Origin of the sequence: Pseudoalteromonas sp. SR43-5 (assembly GCF_014163835.1) — a bacterium.
Taxonomy (GTDB): domain Bacteria; phylum Pseudomonadota; class Gammaproteobacteria; order Enterobacterales; family Alteromonadaceae; genus Pseudoalteromonas; species Pseudoalteromonas distincta.
Genome location: NZ_JACJEA010000003.1, coordinates 1 through 16,577 on the forward strand (window position 1 = coordinate 1; position 16,577 = coordinate 16,577).

Annotated in this window: 14 protein-coding genes and 2 pseudogenes; 15 read left to right on the plus strand and 1 reads right to left on the minus strand. The window is 34.9% G+C overall.

Annotation, left to right across the window (positions count from 1 at the left end):
• From H5090_RS02405 to H5090_RS02465, 13 genes and pseudogenes are all read left to right on the plus strand, one after another.
• Nucleotides 1-393, plus strand: a pseudogene (locus tag H5090_RS02405) (immunity 49 family protein); the annotation flags it as partial.
• 30 nt (nt 394-423) lie between these two features.
• Complete coding sequence (locus H5090_RS02410; RefSeq protein WP_182694939.1) at nt 424-921, plus strand: hypothetical protein; 498 nt, start codon at nt 424-426, stop codon at nt 919-921.
• Between the two features lie 289 nt (nt 922-1,210).
• Entirely contained in the window at nt 1,211-1,633 is a 423-nt protein-coding gene (locus H5090_RS02415) for a hypothetical protein (RefSeq protein ID WP_182694940.1), read from the plus strand.
• The gene (locus H5090_RS02420) at nt 1,633-2,052 is read left to right on the plus strand and encodes a lipopolysaccharide assembly protein LapB (protein ID WP_182694941.1); all 420 of its coding nucleotides are present in this window, start codon (nt 1,633-1,635) and stop codon (nt 2,050-2,052) included. Before H5090_RS02415 ends, H5090_RS02420 begins: the two co-directional genes overlap by 1 nt.
• Before the next feature lie 615 nt (nt 2,053-2,667).
• Entirely contained in the window at nt 2,668-4,521 is a 1,854-nt protein-coding gene (locus H5090_RS02425; RefSeq protein ID WP_182694942.1) for an HSP90 family protein, read from the plus strand.
• Between the two features lie 21 nt (nt 4,522-4,542).
• Nucleotides 4,543-5,622, plus strand: coding sequence for a hypothetical protein (locus H5090_RS02430; RefSeq protein ID WP_182694943.1), 1,080 nt, complete (start codon nt 4,543-4,545; stop codon nt 5,620-5,622).
• A gap of 90 nt (nt 5,623-5,712) precedes the next feature.
• Nucleotides 5,713-5,871, plus strand: a complete 159-nt coding sequence (locus tag H5090_RS02435; RefSeq protein WP_182694944.1) for a hypothetical protein — start codon at nt 5,713-5,715, stop codon at nt 5,869-5,871.
• An 87-nt stretch (nt 5,872-5,958) separates the two neighbouring features.
• A complete protein-coding gene (locus tag H5090_RS02440) occupies nt 5,959-6,153 on the plus strand; it encodes a hypothetical protein (protein ID WP_182694945.1) in 195 nt (64 codons plus the stop codon).
• Between the two features lie 334 nt (nt 6,154-6,487).
• Nucleotides 6,488-8,149 carry an Hsp70 family protein gene (locus H5090_RS02445; protein WP_182694946.1) on the plus strand — a complete coding sequence of 554 codons (1,662 nt, stop codon included), beginning with the start codon at nt 6,488-6,490 and terminating at the stop codon, nt 8,147-8,149.
• Between the two features lie 44 nt (nt 8,150-8,193).
• Nucleotides 8,194-10,296, plus strand: coding sequence for a tol-pal system YbgF family protein (locus tag H5090_RS02450; RefSeq protein WP_182694947.1), 2,103 nt, complete (start codon nt 8,194-8,196; stop codon nt 10,294-10,296).
• Complete coding sequence (locus tag H5090_RS02455) at nt 10,286-11,026, plus strand: DUF1266 domain-containing protein (protein WP_182694948.1); 741 nt, start codon at nt 10,286-10,288, stop codon at nt 11,024-11,026. The genes H5090_RS02450 and H5090_RS02455 overlap by 11 nt, the downstream gene beginning before the upstream one ends.
• Nucleotides 11,027-11,276: 250 nt before the next feature.
• Nucleotides 11,277-11,579, plus strand: coding sequence for a hypothetical protein (locus H5090_RS02460; protein ID WP_182694949.1), 303 nt, complete (start codon nt 11,277-11,279; stop codon nt 11,577-11,579).
• An 89-nt stretch (nt 11,580-11,668) separates the two neighbouring features.
• On the plus strand, nt 11,669-12,802 hold the full coding sequence (locus tag H5090_RS02465; protein WP_182694950.1) for a hypothetical protein: 1,134 nt from the start codon (nt 11,669-11,671) through the stop codon (nt 12,800-12,802).
• A 106-nt stretch (nt 12,803-12,908) separates the two neighbouring features.
• Here the strand turns inward: H5090_RS02465 and H5090_RS02470 are convergent, their stop codons facing one another.
• Nucleotides 12,909-13,961, minus strand: a complete 1,053-nt coding sequence (locus H5090_RS02470; RefSeq protein ID WP_182694951.1) for an SMI1/KNR4 family protein — start codon at nt 13,959-13,961, stop codon at nt 12,909-12,911.
• Between the two features lie 456 nt (nt 13,962-14,417).
• Between H5090_RS02470 and H5090_RS02475 the strand changes: the two are divergent.
• Nucleotides 14,418-15,462 (plus strand): annotated as a pseudogene (locus H5090_RS02475) (transposase).
• 240 nt (nt 15,463-15,702) lie between these two features.
• Entirely contained in the window at nt 15,703-16,548 is an 846-nt protein-coding gene (locus tag H5090_RS02480) for an immunity 49 family protein (RefSeq protein ID WP_182694952.1), read from the plus strand.
• Nucleotides 16,549-16,577: the final 29 nt, after the last annotated feature.

Sequence of the window (16,577 nt, forward strand, 5' to 3'; positions counted from 1 at the left end):
TTTACAACCAGCAGCGTGACTAAAAAAGCTATTTTTTTATATGATCACTTACTAATTAAAATAGGCACAGGTAAAGTACTGCCGGAAGAAGAAATTGAAAATGCGCTTACTGAGGCTAAATCAACTAAAGATAAGGATGTACAACAATGCATTGTTCCGCTTATTGAGGCCATTAAAGGTCTTACCATTGGCGATGATTTATTATGGCAATCAAGCATTGATAAAGTAATTGCATGGCACGCTGATGAGTGTAAATACGGTGACTTCAAAGAAGATGGAAATGCGGTTATGTCATTAAATGCGCTTAGCATGGCTAAATTGGGCAAAGATATGCATGGCTGGCAGTGTAAAACTGATTCACTTTATTTACCGTTATATTTAATTAATGATTAAATCTATCACCACTAATTTTAAGAGGTAATGATGAGTAGTGTAATTAATCTTTTTATTGTTGATGAAGATGTTTATCCCACAAAACTGAATTTAAGTGATGAGCAAAAATATCAAGAGTTGTTAGATATAACTCAAGATGAAGCTACTAGATGGCAATCTATAGAGCTCAATATGCGTGGTTTTATTCCGGCTATTGAGTTACTTGATGGCGTAGTAGGTGCCCAGGGGTTGTTGCCAGTTTGTACATTTAACTATTTTCCTCATCAATTAATTGGCCCCGATGCTAACATAAGTGGTTCTTTTGGCTTTTTTTCAAGTGAGATGGTGCAAGACCTATTTCCTTTGCTAAAAAAGTATTTTGAGGTTGATATAGATAATAGTGAAAGTAAAGGCCTAGTAGATGATGTTGAGCATCGGGCTGGTGAGCTCGACCCGCAAGCTTATGAAATAGTTCGCGATCGCTACTTTGTTACGTTTAGAGACGCCGCAGAGCAGAAAAAATCTATCGTAGTATTGATAGAAGAGTGAACCTAAAAAATTCTAATTAAAGTTTAGTATTTTTTACTTATGATATGGGATTTATACAAATATAAAAGTGAATAAATACTCTTTAGTTAAGTCTCCTTACTTGGGTATATATATCCTCACACATTTTAAACTTATTAATATTAAAATAATATCGCTTTAACATGGGTGAAAGCTAAAGTAGCTAAAGTAGCTAAAAAGTGATAGCTTAATTCAAATAATTATGCTCCCACTATTAGGTTTTAAATGCCGTGCTAAGACTAAATAAAAAGCCTAAAATTATAGGGTTGTAATGAAAAAATTACCTGTAGAATTAAGAGATAAAATTGACGAACTATATATTTTTGCCTTTCAAGCATTAGAAAGAAAAGATTTTATTACGGCGAAAGAACAAGCAGAAAAAGCATGGGAGTTATTACCTGAGCCTAAATTTGACTGGGACGTAACTCTCAGCTTTGTTTCTGGAATTTGTGAAATGTATAAGGAGTTAGAGCTTCATAAAGAAGCTCATGCGATTTTGGATGAACTTTTTGAATTTGGAAATTTAAAGCCGTATCAAGATGGACCTATATTCTTAAGGGGAGCAATATATTTTGAGCAAGGTGAGTTAGAGTTAGCAAAAGTATGGTTTGATAAAGCGAATACAATATCTAAGGGGCGTTGCTTTGTTAGTCAGCCGAAGAAGTATAAAACTTTCTATAGTGAGTATAAATAATGGATATTCATGATCAAATAGAGCGGTATTGCGAACAAGGTAATGACTTGTTCGATGAAGATGATTTTTTAGGTGCTATAGCCATTTGGCAAAAAGCGCTTGATTTAATCGTTGACCCTAATGAAGATTGGAATGAAGTGCTGTGGCTCAAGGTTTCGATTGGTGATAGTTTTTACATGATTGATGAATATGAAAAGTCTTTAGACTCTTTATTGGGCTCCTTAAATTATCCTGAAGCAAATGAAAATGCATTTATACACTTTAGAATAGGGCAATGTTATTACCAACTTGGGGATAAAGATAGTAGTAAAAATTCACTGTTAAAAGCTTATATGCTTGCAGGTAAAGAGATTTTTGATGAACATGAGGAAGAAGGGTTGTTTTTTTATGATTTTCTGTCTTCTGTAATCAACTTATAGATTTAATTTATTGTTGTTTTTATAATCTTTTACGTTGCAATTACCCGAATTGGGAACGTTTAAATGTTAAAAGGATATAATTATGCTAAAAACTAAATACATTGCATTAGCAATTACTTTAGGTTCAATACCACTTCAATCAAATGCTGCTGTTTTGATGGTGCGTCACATTGCTCTGAAGATGTAGTTTATAAAACACAAGCGTTGAATAATCTAATAGCCTCTGTTGGTGACATTCAAGCTCTAAAAACCAAGGCTTTCGAAAAAGTTGGTTCAACCGAAAACGGTTACTTTCTTTTCGATCCTCAGTTTTCCCGTTCAGCTCGCTACTTTAAGCCTTAAAAGCGTTAATTTATAAAAAGCTATTCATAAGCAATAATAGTCTTTTCCTGAAGAACATTATTAGCCCCGATACTTTTCCCCTACATTATTTTAATAAACATAACCATTAATGGTCTCTTTAATAAATTTTTATAAAAGCGCTCACTATATTAAATTAAATAGTTAATTTAAAAGGTGAGTGTTTGTCTTAAAGTAAAAATTATTATAAAACCGCTTAATTTTAGACAAAGTTTATGGTAAAAAACAATGCGAAACTAACATTTAAGGATGAATATGACAGACTCAAGCAAAAAGATTGAGCAAAGGTTTTTAGTAAACCTTTCAGGGATCATCGATATATTATCTAAGCACTTATACAGTGGTCCGCACGTTTTTATTCGTGAGCTATTACAAAATAGCACCGATGCTATTTCTGCAAGGCATAATTATAGTGACTCACAAAGCGAGCTAGTAGACAATATTAGCGTAACTTTACTTCCTAAAAATTCTATTCAAACTCAATCACAGCTTATTATTGAAGATAATGGAACTGGGTTGACTGAGGCAGAAATACATCAATTTTTGGCGGTTATTGGTGAGTCATCAAAAAAAGAGTTATTAGATAAACAGCAGCATGACTATATTGGTCGGTTTGGTATTGGTTTGTTGGCTTGTTTTATGGTCTCAAACACTATTTGTGTACAAACTCGCAGTATTAAGCAAAAAGATAAAGTACTACAATGGACGGGGAGCCCTGATGGTACTTATAAAGTTATTGAAATTGACCAGCAAATGGAAATAGGAACGCGTGTTTTATTAACTGCAAAAACTGAAGGTGAAGATTATTTTACTCACAGCTCACTAACTCATTGGATGCAATACTACGCCAGTTATTTACCTTACCCGATCACCTTAAATACGCCTTCAAAAACTAACTTTAGAATAAACGCAACAAAACCACCGTGGCTATGGGAAAGCCTATCTAACACCGAGTTTTTAGATAGGGCAATATTAATAGGCGAAAAATACTTTAGAGGTCCTTTTTTTGACACCATAACCTTAAAAACGAAAGCAGGTAAAGTAAAAGGTTTGGGTTACATTATTTCGCATGCCACCACAGAGCATCAACAGCAGCACTTAATTTACTTAAAAGGAATGCGGTTAACGAAAAGCGCTCAAAATATTTTGCCGGACTGGGCTTTTTTTGTTCGTACTATCATTAATGCCGACGATTTAAGACCTACCGCTTCTCGTGAGGCATTATACGAAGATGCTACATTACTTGAAGCCAAGCAGGAGCTTGGTGAACAGCTAATAACCTACCTTGTAAATATGGCTGAAAATGCCCCTGACAAATTTGAGCATTTTGTAAGTTGTCATCAAATGGCATTAAAATCACTTGTTTTAGATAATCATTATTTTTGTTTAAAAATAACACCATTTCTTAAATTCGAAACAAACTTAGGCAGTATGACCTTAGGTAATTATATCGAAAAATATAAGCACATAACCTACGTTGAAAATGTTGATAGTTTTCGTCAATTTGCTCAAATATCGAGTGCAAAACAAGAATGCTTAATAAACGGCGGTTATGCATATTACACTGAAATATTAAATTTATATGCGCATCTCAGTAAAACGCATATTGAGGTACTTGACCCGCAAAGTTTAGTTGGCCAACTAAGTGATACTGATATCAACCCTGCGTTATTAACTGAGTTTATAAACAAAGCAAATACTGTAATGAGTGATATTTGCCCAAATGTCAGTGTTAAGCAATTTAAACCAGAGCAAGTCCCCGCGCTGTATATTAGTTGTGAAAAGCAATATTTCATAAAGAGTGCAAAAATAAACCAAGTAGAAAGTGACGAACTTTGGTCTGACATTATTGATACAGTAACAAAGCCAATGGAAAGCTATGTGTTTTCTGAATTATGCTTAAATGCAAACCATAAATTAATTACTTCACTAATTCATTGCCAAGATCTATCTCAACTTCAACAATGTCTAAAAATAATTTATGTGCAATCACTTTTAATGGGACATTTTCCTCTTAATAAAAATGAAATGGATATTTTAAACACAGGTTTAATATCTATGATGACAACGAGTTTAGATTTTCAAGACAATAACAAAACCCAGCACTAAGCCATTATTTAAGGAAGAAAAATGAGCACAGTTAATGATTTAATACTTCAAGCAAGCCGTTTAAAAGACGGTGACCCAGTAAAAATAAAACTTGGGGAACAAGCTATTTTATTAGCCGATCATAGTAATGATATTAATTTAAAATATAGAAGCCGAGTTAGTTTAATTGAAGACGCCGCATTTGCGGGGCAACCTGAAAAAGCACTCGTTAATTTTGGTTGGTGTATTACGCAATGCGAAAAATATCCAGAGAAATTTCCTTTAACTAATATGCTGTGGAAATATAAATATGTAATAGATTGTGCTATTGGTTTTCATTCTATAAGCCGGGCTAAGTTAGAGCAGTTAATAGATAATATGAAGCAGCATTACGCACAAGCAGGTTTCAGCTTGAGGCCAGTACATTATATGCAAGCCCAACTTTATTTAAGCATGGGTGAACTAGATAAGAGCCTTGAGCAACTGCAAATTAGCCAAGGTTTAGAAAATGACCGTTTTGCTGATTGTGCAGCATGTGAAGTCCATTTTATGGTAGTACTTCTTACCGCGTTGAATAGGTATTCTGAGGCATTAAATACCGCATTACCTTTAATTCAAGGTAACCAAAGTTGTGCTGAAGTACCTCATTTAACCTTGCCAGAATTACTTATTACTGCAAGCCAACTGGGTAAAGATGATTTAGGGCAAATGCTACTTACTTCTGGCTATCAACTTATTCGTGACAATCCAAATTTTTTACATCAGGTCGGCTTACAAATACAGTATTGTGCTATTCATAATTTAATTGAAACCGGTACAGACAGAATACAAATTCATTATGATTGGCTTTCTAAAAACATAAATCAACGAGGGCATTACCAATATTACTTAGGTATTTCTATGTTGTTAAAATCAATACTAAACAATGGTAAAACATCAATACTCTTAACAATGCCTAAAAGCTTTGAACTATATGATGAAAATGAAAGGTACAAACCTCAAACACTGTTTGATCATTTTTATAATAAAGCATTGGAAGTAGCGCAGGCTTTTGACAAACGAAATGGAAATGAATTTTATCAATCTCAAATTACACATAAATTAGAAATGATTAAATTATAACTTTATAACTAAAAGACCAGCATAAGTAGCTAGCCAATTGGATGGTATTTATATCTATAAAGCCAGTCTATTACTAATTAAGGATATGGAATGTTCGATACAATTGACGATATATACAATCATATAGGACAAGCAATGTTTGATGCTCTTCCTGAACAATGGGATACAGCTACATTGACGTTATTAATGGATAAAGTTAATGTTTCAGTAACTATGTCTCAGAAATATTTAGATAAAAATGATTCCTAAAATTATAAATATTTTACTGTTAATAAGCGAAATGGGCTTGCTTATGAATCAAAAGTCTCTGATGCCTTCTATGCACTTTTCCACATTATGAAAAAAGACAAAGATGATGTTCCTTGGAACAAAGTTCGTGTTGAAATAACTACGGAAGGTTATTTCTCAATTGATTTTAAATACGATGAAGATTTTGCTTGGTATAAGTCGCTTGATATTGATAGTCAAGAATATGAAGATCTTGATATAGACGTTATTAATAAAATTAAGTCTTGGGACGGTTTGCCTTAAAGTTAGCCTAAGTATTGGGCGAAAACACTATAGTTTTAGCAAATGCTGATACGTTAATGAAAGTAGATAATAAGGGGTAAGGGCAAACTCTGAAAGTAAGCGAGTTTGAGATAGAATTATTAGCAAAATACGATAGTGGAGAAATTAAATCAAAGTCATTATGTATCTCCATTATAGATGTGTCTTCTGGTCAACTCAAACTGGACAGCGCTCATTTGGAATGAGGGTTTATTTTACACATGACAATCAATGCCAATATAATAAGTAGTCTTATAAATCGCGGCTTTAAAACATAAAAAGCGATTTAATAATTGTCAGAATAAAAGGTATTAATATGAAGATAGGGATTGATCTGGGAACGACACACAGTTTAATTGGTGTATGGCAAGATGATGGCGTTAAACTAATTGCTGATTTAGAAGGCAATGTTTTGGTGCCATCTATTGTGAGCTTTACAGGTGATTATGTTTTAGTGGGTCAAGCTGCTCGCGACCGCTTAGCGACTCACCCAGAGTTGACAGTGTCTGAATTTAAACGTTTTATGGGAACGGACAAAGTTTACCAACTAGAAGAGCAATCTTATACACCAATAGAGCTGTCGGCTATTTTACTTAAGCACCTTAAAGAGCAAGCTGAAGCATATTTACAACAACCGATTACCGAAGCTGTTATTTCGGTACCAGCGTATTTTAATAATAAACAACGACAAGCAACACAGCAGGCAGCTTCACTTGCTGGTTTGACGGTCGAGCGCTTAATTAACGAGCCAACCGCCGCAGCGCTTGCATACGGACTAGACAACAAAGATTCAGATAACACTTATTTAGTGCTTGATCTCGGGGGGGGAACGTTTGATGTATCTGTTATTGAAGTGTTTAATGACATTTTTGAGATTCACGCTTCTGGTGGTGATAACTACCTCGGTGGGAACGACTTTACTCAAGCAATCGTAGACGATTTATATAAAAAACACAGTATTAAACCAAACTGTTTAACTAATGGCGATGAGAGAAATATTTGGTCTTTATGCGATCAATTAAAATGTCAGCTAACCACCGAAGACTCTGCCTACTTTGATTTTGAATATGAAGGGAATATTTTAACTTATACTCTTGATGAAAACGACTTCAAGCATATTTGTAGTGATTTAATTGAACGTGTTAAGTTTCCTATTCATAGGGCAATGACGGATGCACAATTATCGATAGATGATATAGATGGATTGGTTTTTGTAGGTGGTGCCACCCGTATGCCAATTTTTCGACAGCAAATTAATCATGTGTTTTCACGCATTACACAAATTCAATACAATCCAGACTATGCTATTGCTATAGGTGCAGCTATTCAAGCAAGTATGAATGCACGTAATATTCAGTTCAAAGATGTAATTATGACGGATGTTTGCCCTTTTACATTGGGCGTTGAGATATCGAACGAGCATAACCAACCTGAATTTTTACCAATTATAGAGCGTAACTCTACAATCCCTGTTAGTGAAACTCGCTCTTTATTTTCCAAACATCCAAGTCAAGAAAGCGTCTTGATTAACATTTACCAAGGTGAAAATTACTTACCTGAAGATAATGTATTAATGGGATCATTAGACATTACACTTGAGCCTTTAAACAAAATTCAGTCTTTTTATATAACATACACATATGACCTCAATGGGGTTATTGAAGTGGAAGTTAAAAATAAGGATTCTGAAAAAACATATCGTACTTATGTTGGCGAGAATGTGAAAGAGCTTGACCAAAATCAATTACAAGAGCAATTTGCAAGGCTTCAAGCTTTAAAAATATTACCAAAGAACAAACTTGCTAATACCTCTTTTAAAGCAAAGCTTGAGCGTATGTTCCAAGAGAGCTTAGGCGATAAGCGCAGGAAGGTAGGTGAAACTATAGGGCTTTTTGATCGTGCGTTGGAAACCCATGATAATCATAAAATTGATGCTGCAAAAGAACGTATTAAAATATTTTTGAATACGTCTTACTAATCATGCATTTTATTATTTGTGCCTACAATATAAGAGTTAAATAAATGGTCCATTGGATAGTGTTAGGTATAGAACCAACACAAGATAAACGCGCCGTAAAATTAGCATATACACAGTTATTAAAAAAAACGCCGCCCGCAGATTTTCCAGAAGAATTTAAAGCGTTACGTAAAGCGTATGATCAAGCACTAAAAGAAATCTCAAAAAGTGACGATGCTGAAAATGATAATTCAGTAATGCTTGATGATGTATTACTTAAAGATGATCAACCACAGTTAGATTCTGATATTGAAAATACACAGGCTGAAGTTTTTTTTGAACCTGCGGCTACTCCAAATCACAATATTGATGACGGCGAGCCTGTTGAGTTTTCAATCATTAAAACGATTCCCCAACTCAACCTTGCCTTAGAACAGCTTTATAGTGATATTTTAGGTAGGCACAGTTTAGAAAAGTGGAAAATGTTATTCGCGGCCCCGATATTTTGGGACGTTAATCAAAGTAAAACGTTGACCGAGAATTTACTTGGCTTTTTTTCTAATCACTACTTTTTACCTGAAAATATATGGATGTTTTTGGATGATAGCTTAAAAATTACAGATGGTGTGTCTACCAGTAGTAATGATACGACCCGAAAAATGGCTATCGCTTTATCCCGTTACATAAAAACGTTACCAAAAAGAATTAATGATGGCTTAGTTGAGAACATTAGTGATGATATTGATTTTGAAGCTTTTAATCGTCATCTTAAAATACGTAGTTATCTTGAAGATAAATGTTTGTACGATACATTCTCTGCTGAAGAACTAGAGGATATAGTTCAGCAAATAGAGCCGGAGTTTAAAACTGACTTTCCTCTTTACAATTATATAGTTAAGTATTTATGGACAATTAACGGCTATAGTAGTATCAAACTTATCCTAACACCTTTAACAATTCCCTACACCGAAGAGTCCCTCTTAAATTATCAGGCACATGCTGAGTATAAACTAAAAAATTATGAGCTTGCACTTAAGCTTTATATACAGCAAGAGCGAAATTATCGCGACTTCTGCACCAAGGTGATGTTTAAAAACATTGGCTTGTGTTACTTAAAGCTTAATAATTTTGAAAGAGCCTACCTTTATTTAGATGCAGAAACACGTGTTGTTGCCGATATGGAAATTGAGGTTGCATTAATAACAGCAAGACGCGGATATATTCGAGAGTTGAGAGCTGATGAAACACAAAACGCTATAAAAATTGCGACGTTAATGTATGAAAATGGGCGATATCAGGATGCTCTGTCAATTACTGAGCAATATAAACATGTATTTAAAGAGCAGGGCAACTACCTCCAGGCTCTATGCTTATGTAAATTACATCGTTTAGATGAAGCATATTCTGAGTTCTTAGTGTTTATAGATCTATATATTGAACGCCAGTTGTGGCTATGGCCACTAATTGTTGAACTAGTAAGGTATTGCTACGATTTAATTACCTATGAGTTACTAGTAGAAACATTACAAGAACATACTGCTACTTTTAGCGATTTCTATCAAACAGCCTTCTTTTCTGGTTCTTTAGAACCTCGTTGTTATACAGAACAAGAAATGGAAATACTTGAACTAACAAATGAGCGAGATTCAGTCAGACGATCACTTGAATCAATATGGCATATTGAATCAATGCAAATCTTTGCACTGGCTATATTATGTATTCGAGATACAGAGTTAGTTGATTACGAGGACCATAGTGTTGTTGAAAACCGCCAACGTGATGCCCTTAATTGTGTCAAAGAAATTAAACAATTTATGCTTTATAACCCGAGTGATTGTTTAAAGTTTTTAGAGGCTGCATTTGATCAGCAAGACTATGATACTTGTATTATGTTAGCTGACATTGCAATTAAAGCTCTACGCACAGCACCCCAAGCATATTATTTTAAAGGATGTGCACTTTTAGAATTAAATGAGTATGGCAAAGCTTTAGAGTCATTTAAACAAGCTGCATACGAATATAATACTCATCCATACGCTGTTCACTCTTTGAATTCAGCCATTAAGTGTGCTGAAAAACTCATCGAACAAGAATTGCCCTATCAAGCAACACACAATGAATTATGTCTGCAATTACAGAATAAAAAGGAGATAGTTGATGGAGATTAGTCCAGCAGATTTAATGCTTAAAAGCCAATTATTAACTAATCAGCAAAAACACTGGTTGATTAGTTTATCTGGTTACCTATCGATGCAAAATGGCTATTCTCTGGATTGTTTGTTACATAAAAGTAAGACATATCCATTGCAAGCGATTATTAACGGTAATATAAAAGTATTAAAAAATAGTTATGATATACATAGTAAAGCTGATTTAGTTGAAACCCTAGATGTTTTTACAGACACTGCCCGAAGTGGTCAGTTTATGAATTGTTTAGTCCAAAGTGTTCGTCATGATTTATATATTGAACGCTTTTTTTTAAATCAAAATGAAGATAAAAACAGTGATGAGTATATGGTTAGTGCATGGGCTCAAAAACATAATGTTGCATTATCAAGCTGTGGAATTAAAGGCTTTGATATAGGACGTTCTGCGTTTTTATGCCGGTGTGCGTTTACTACTGGTTTAATCACAGAGCAAGAGGCTTGGTATTATTTACTAGTACTGGGCAAAATTGCACAACAATTATTTATTGATTGGCAAGAATTTGGCATGAGTCACCTTGTTGGCCGCTTAACTTGGGTTGGTATTAACTTAACTGATCCGTCGGATAATAAACGTTATCCTAATGATTTTGATATAAAGCAAAAGATTCAATTAGATGTCGAAGAATTGACATCAATTTTAGCTGACGATGAACACCCATGGTGCCAGCTCGATTGGCAAATAGATTTGTAGTCTAAAGTGCATGATTCATAGAGATCGTTTTAATATTATACGGCCTCATGAACAATGAAATTATATAGTACTTTAAATGGATTGAACTTTGCGAAGAAACTAAAAGTGTAGGCACTGTGTGCCGAAGACGCGGTATATTTAGGCTTACTATTTGTAAGTGGTTAGGTCGATAAAAAACAGACTGTCTAGTTTCCTTAAAACTCCCCAGCATCAACATTAAAGCTAAAAGATAAACACTCAGGAGATAACTTTGAATACAGAGTTAACGGATCATTTAAAAAAGTCAGCATTATCAGCCATTATTAATTTAGATACCAGTTCAGTCAGCGCAGCTGATCTCATGTTTACTGAATTCGAAAGTAATGAAGTGATAACAAGCTTGTTGTTTTTATTAGCCTTTAACGATGAAACTAATAATAAGTTCACGTTGAATGAAAAAATTAAAGATGTACTTGTTATGAGCATTTATCAAATAAGAATAAGTATGAATTCAATACTCAATGGTTATATAAGATCATTGATAAATGGGGCGCAGGTATCATTCAGGCGTTAATACCTCGTCACTTTTTTTCAAGGTATTTATTATTAGATCTTATTAACTATATCAGTGATTATGATATTGCAGAAACACTGCTTGATGAAATGGATAATGATGACCCTGAATATCGAACCAATGCCAAAATAGCATTATTAGGTTTAAAGGGGCAATCAGGTGTCATCAATCATAGTAATATATTCAACTGGTTTAACGAAGATATTCAGCTAACGAGTTATGTGGCGGATGGTCGAGATGAAGCGATGAGTCTTTTGCATATTTTAAAGTATATGCTAAAACATGAATTCCCGCTTGAATACATTAATCAAACTGTTGAAAAATTAAAGAGCTTGTTTAATGTGAAAGGCATTATGCCATTTTGGAGAGATGCTGCCACGGCTTTAGTGCTAGCTGCGAGTCATCACTCACTGGCACAAGAATATATTGCACTTGCAATGAAATTGAACGTTAGTTCAATGCCCAGCGAAGATCTTATTTTTTATCGTTTAAGTCATGGTTTGATCGATTTGCCAACAGCGTGTGATGCACTTCTGCTAGGTTACCCCATACAACCTAATCTACAGGTTTTACGTGATTATTTTGCACTAGAGAAGCAGTCTGAGGTGTTTCTAGCCATTGCAGATGCAAGCTTAATCGATAACAAAAACGATAAGTTAAATGCAAATACTTTGTTGACAATTTGTGAGCGCATTCCCAGTGAACATGCGTTAAATAATACACTTATGGCTCGCTTAGATCGTGAATACGCACCAGGATTCATTTCTTATGCACTGACACATGCACCTGACAAGGTTGAATCATTATTAGTATTGGGAAGAGAGAGCCGAAGTTTATGGACCATAATTGAAGCTAATACCGAGTTTTTCTCACACACTATTCATGTTGAACCAGAGCACGCATTTAAACGTTTTTTTACTGAGGTACCAAGCGATTACATTGATTATAAACTGTTTACGGCTAATTTTACTGAACAACACTGGGCATACTTTATGTCAGGGCTTGAAGAGCATTTTGCTAGCACCACTGATTATATTAGATCAGAGACTTTGGAAGCTATCCCTATGGCTATAATACCCGAACAGTATATAGAAAAGTTTAAGCAATGGATTATTAAATTAGAATATGGATTTGACCGCGACGAAATTTTTTCTAAACTCACATTACCTGCAAACCAATTACAAGCGTTATTAATTAAGCTACAAGAGCAGCCGTTAGATTAATTACATAAATTTTATCCAGATCAAGGCTATTTGAGTGGTACGCTTAAATAGCCATATTAATTGTGTGCGTTAGAAAAATATAAAAGCGACGATAAATTTTATGAGGTTAATCATCCTCATATTTTAGTGTCTTGATGAACTGCTCAAAGTTTGTAGCAAGTATGGTTTTCTTAAAGTCATTTTCTTGATCGACATGTACCACTGTAGGCTCACCCGTGGGGCCGCACTCAGTGTAATCTAACGCAACTAACTGGTGTCCTGCCGAAGGGCAATTACATATATAAAGCCCGATATCAGGATAACCCCATTCGTTTCTCATATATTCACTTTCTGCTGCGATAGATTCTAGCCTGATAAATGTGCTGATATGATAGTTAGTTGGTTTTTCTTCACCGAGTTGAATGAGCGTGTTTTGTGGGACGCCACCATTGTGTATTTTCATTAACTGTATATAAAGTGTAGGCAGTGTATAGGCCAAATTATTTAGCGTACTTTGAACTTCCTGATCGGTTAATGGTTGATTGCTATCTTCGTTGTCTTCTTTTTCCCAAAAAAGGGTGAGGTTATTATTAATAGGAGCTTTAATATTAAAAGAGGACTGTTCGTTAGGAACACGACCTGTCAATGTATCTTGCGCTTGGCGTGCTATTCGGCGCTTTTTATACTTCGCGAATACTTCATTTTTCTCAATACCTTTTACATTAGGATCTGCAAGAGAGTTATTGTCTGGCAATGGTTCTTCAGGGTGAGACAACAAAGCCAGTTCTTTTAATTTTAGCGCTAATAATTGCTCCTCATCACAGGTAGAGCGAGCAATGTCTAACATATCAAAATCAAGTAGGTTACGGGTGGAAACACTTGGATTAACTTTCTGTATTAGCTCAATAAATGCTAATAGAGTTGTTTCCTCATTAGGGTCTTCATCATAAATTAGATCACAATCAAGATCAAAATCTGAGATAACTTCAAACACAAAAGCGATAGGCCAAATTTCAATCCCGTGTTTACGGCTTGAACTACGAAGGCTACGAGGAGTTTGGCGTAAAACTTTTTTGCAAGCTGTACAAGCTGCTTTTTCAGCTTTAAGTGGGGTTAATGGATAGTAAGCTAAGTGTTCGCAAAACTCACACGTGACTGGGAAGGGGTCTAAATACTGCATCTATAGTTACATCCTTGTTATGATAAATTTAATACCTGATGGCCCGCAAGTATTTTATAGGTCAAAAAGTTCGAACCATAAACGCTAATGTCTAAAAGAACTCTCAAGATTAATCAGGCATATGAATATACTTTAAAATAACAGGTGCAAACAGTCTAAAATGAAGTAAATCAAAAAAAGAAGAAATGTAGCGCTATAAAATTTAACTTGATGTGACAACTAGCTTAAAAAAACCGAAACCTAATTCTAAAGAAATAGTAAAGGCTTATACACACTATTGGCGGATAACGACTTGAACAACCTTATTAATATTCCTTCCATCGTTTGTCTGTGTTCAAGCTTGTTACAAACTCTATCTTCAAGAAAAAGGAAATAAACTAGACACCCATCCTAATTTTGCAGTTTGGCGAACTAAGTACTAGACTTTTATCATTGTGAAAACAAGCAGGGTGTCTTATGGCTATAGCAAGAAAGCGTCAAATAAGTTTGGTTGATACAAAGTACTACCACTGTATATCACGTTGCGTACGCCGTGCATTTTTATGTGGTGAAGACCATTTTACTGGCAAGTCTTACGCGCATCGACGAAGGTGGGTTGAAGTCAAACTGCTTGAGTTAGCCAAGGTGTTTTGTATTGACGTCTGTGCTTATGCTGTTATGAGCAATCATACGCACTTAGTCTTGTATGTTGATGATAAGAAAGCGAATAGGCTAAATGATAAAGCGATTGTTATTCGCTGGCATAAGCTCTATAAAGGCACCGTACTTACGCAAAAGTACATACAGGGTGAAAGGCTAAGTAAAGTTGAGCTTATCTTTTTCAATCAAACAGTAAATGAATATCGAGAGCGTCTATCAAGTATTAGCTGGTTTATGCGGATGTTAAATGAAGACATTGCGCGCAGGGCAAATAAAGAAGATAACTGCACTGGCAGGTTTTATTCGCTGCCATCCATGGCGCTCACCTTTCAGGCTGCCTAACGGCATTCAAATTTATTCCCTATAAATTTGTGGGAGGGACGTTTTAGTTCGCAAGCGTTATTAGATGAAGCTGCATTGGTGGCCTGCATGGCATATGTAGATTTAAACCCCATCAGAGCAAAAATGGCAAATACACCAGAAGAATCAGACCATACCAGCGCTCAAGTACGCTTAATGTGCGCAAAAGAAGGCAAGCAGTCAAAACAATTACTTCGCTTTGCAGGTATGCCACGCCAGATAATGCCAAAAGGGCTACCGTTTGAGCTTAAATCGTACCTTGAACTTGTTGAATTAACAGGGCGAATAATAAAAGAGGACAAACGCGGCCACATTGATAATACCCACCTTCCTTTGTTGGAAAGATTAAATATCCCCCGAAAACTGGTTAAAACTCACGACACAATTTACACGTGTATTCCACGGCGCAGTAGGCAGGCCTAGCTCACAAATAAGTTACTGTGAAAATTTAAACAGAAAACGGCGAGCGAACATCAGTAATTGCAAAAAGCTACTCGCATAAATTAAAAATCACATCGTTAAAAGTTAAAACTGCAATTATGCAGTCATTTCCGTGCGCGTAATTTAGGTTTAATAGTGATAATGGGTCATTTAATAGATGAAATGAAAATAACCTAGTAGTAAATATGAGTTTTAAACCTAAAAAGTAAATTTAGAGGTATGGTTTTGTTTAATTAAGATGGCTGTCTAGTTTAATTGCAATAAAATTGATATTTATATTTTTGAAATTTAAGAGATTTATATGATAAAAAATCATTATAAGAATAATGAAGAAATTCATAGTGATATAACAGGGCGTGCTGATAAAAGTGGCTCTGAAAGAATGTTACAAGTTATTCAAAAAAACCCTCAAGAAAAAATGTATATTTGGATGAAATCAAATTTAAAGGCGTTTGCTCAAGAAAATGTTTTTCATCAATTTAAAGAAACAAATAAGGCATGGGTTTATTTACAACGTGCAACTCAATTAGGTGTCGGGATATTTCAAAGTAATGCGAATGATGGGAAAACGTTTCCCTTTGCTCTGGATAATAGCTATATCGAAGTCATGGGCAAGAAAACAGGATACCGTACTGATGAATCCGTATGGTGCCAAGTTCTTTATAGTGCGATCATTTTACGCCATCAAGAGTCAATAAATGAACTAATGCTAGTTGGTAAGAATACATTTGAAGCCTCAAACTTTGGTAATCAGACTAAAGAGTTCGATTATTGTCGAGCAGATCTTTACCGAGCCATATTTACAAATGGGAATATAAGCAGTTTACTTAAACAAACAATTCAAAGCTTTGATCCTGATGCATATAACGATGATGCTTATTTCTTTGTTAGTCGTTTAGAGTGGCCGTTAGTTGCGATTATTAAGGCTATTTTCACTGCTGATGCAGAAGAAGAATTTAATCAAGCAATGGAAAAAGCGCTACTCCTTCATAAAGAATATTACTCACATGAAGATCACAATGTAGATTATCAAGGTGCTATTTCTCTACCTTTAACAGCTTTAGCCGCTTTAGCTTATGATCACAAAAAATATAAAGTAAAAGTTGAAAATGAGTATATACCGTCTTGGTTAGTAGAGCGTGATTAAATTACCAATGTAAATGCCAACCTTAATAT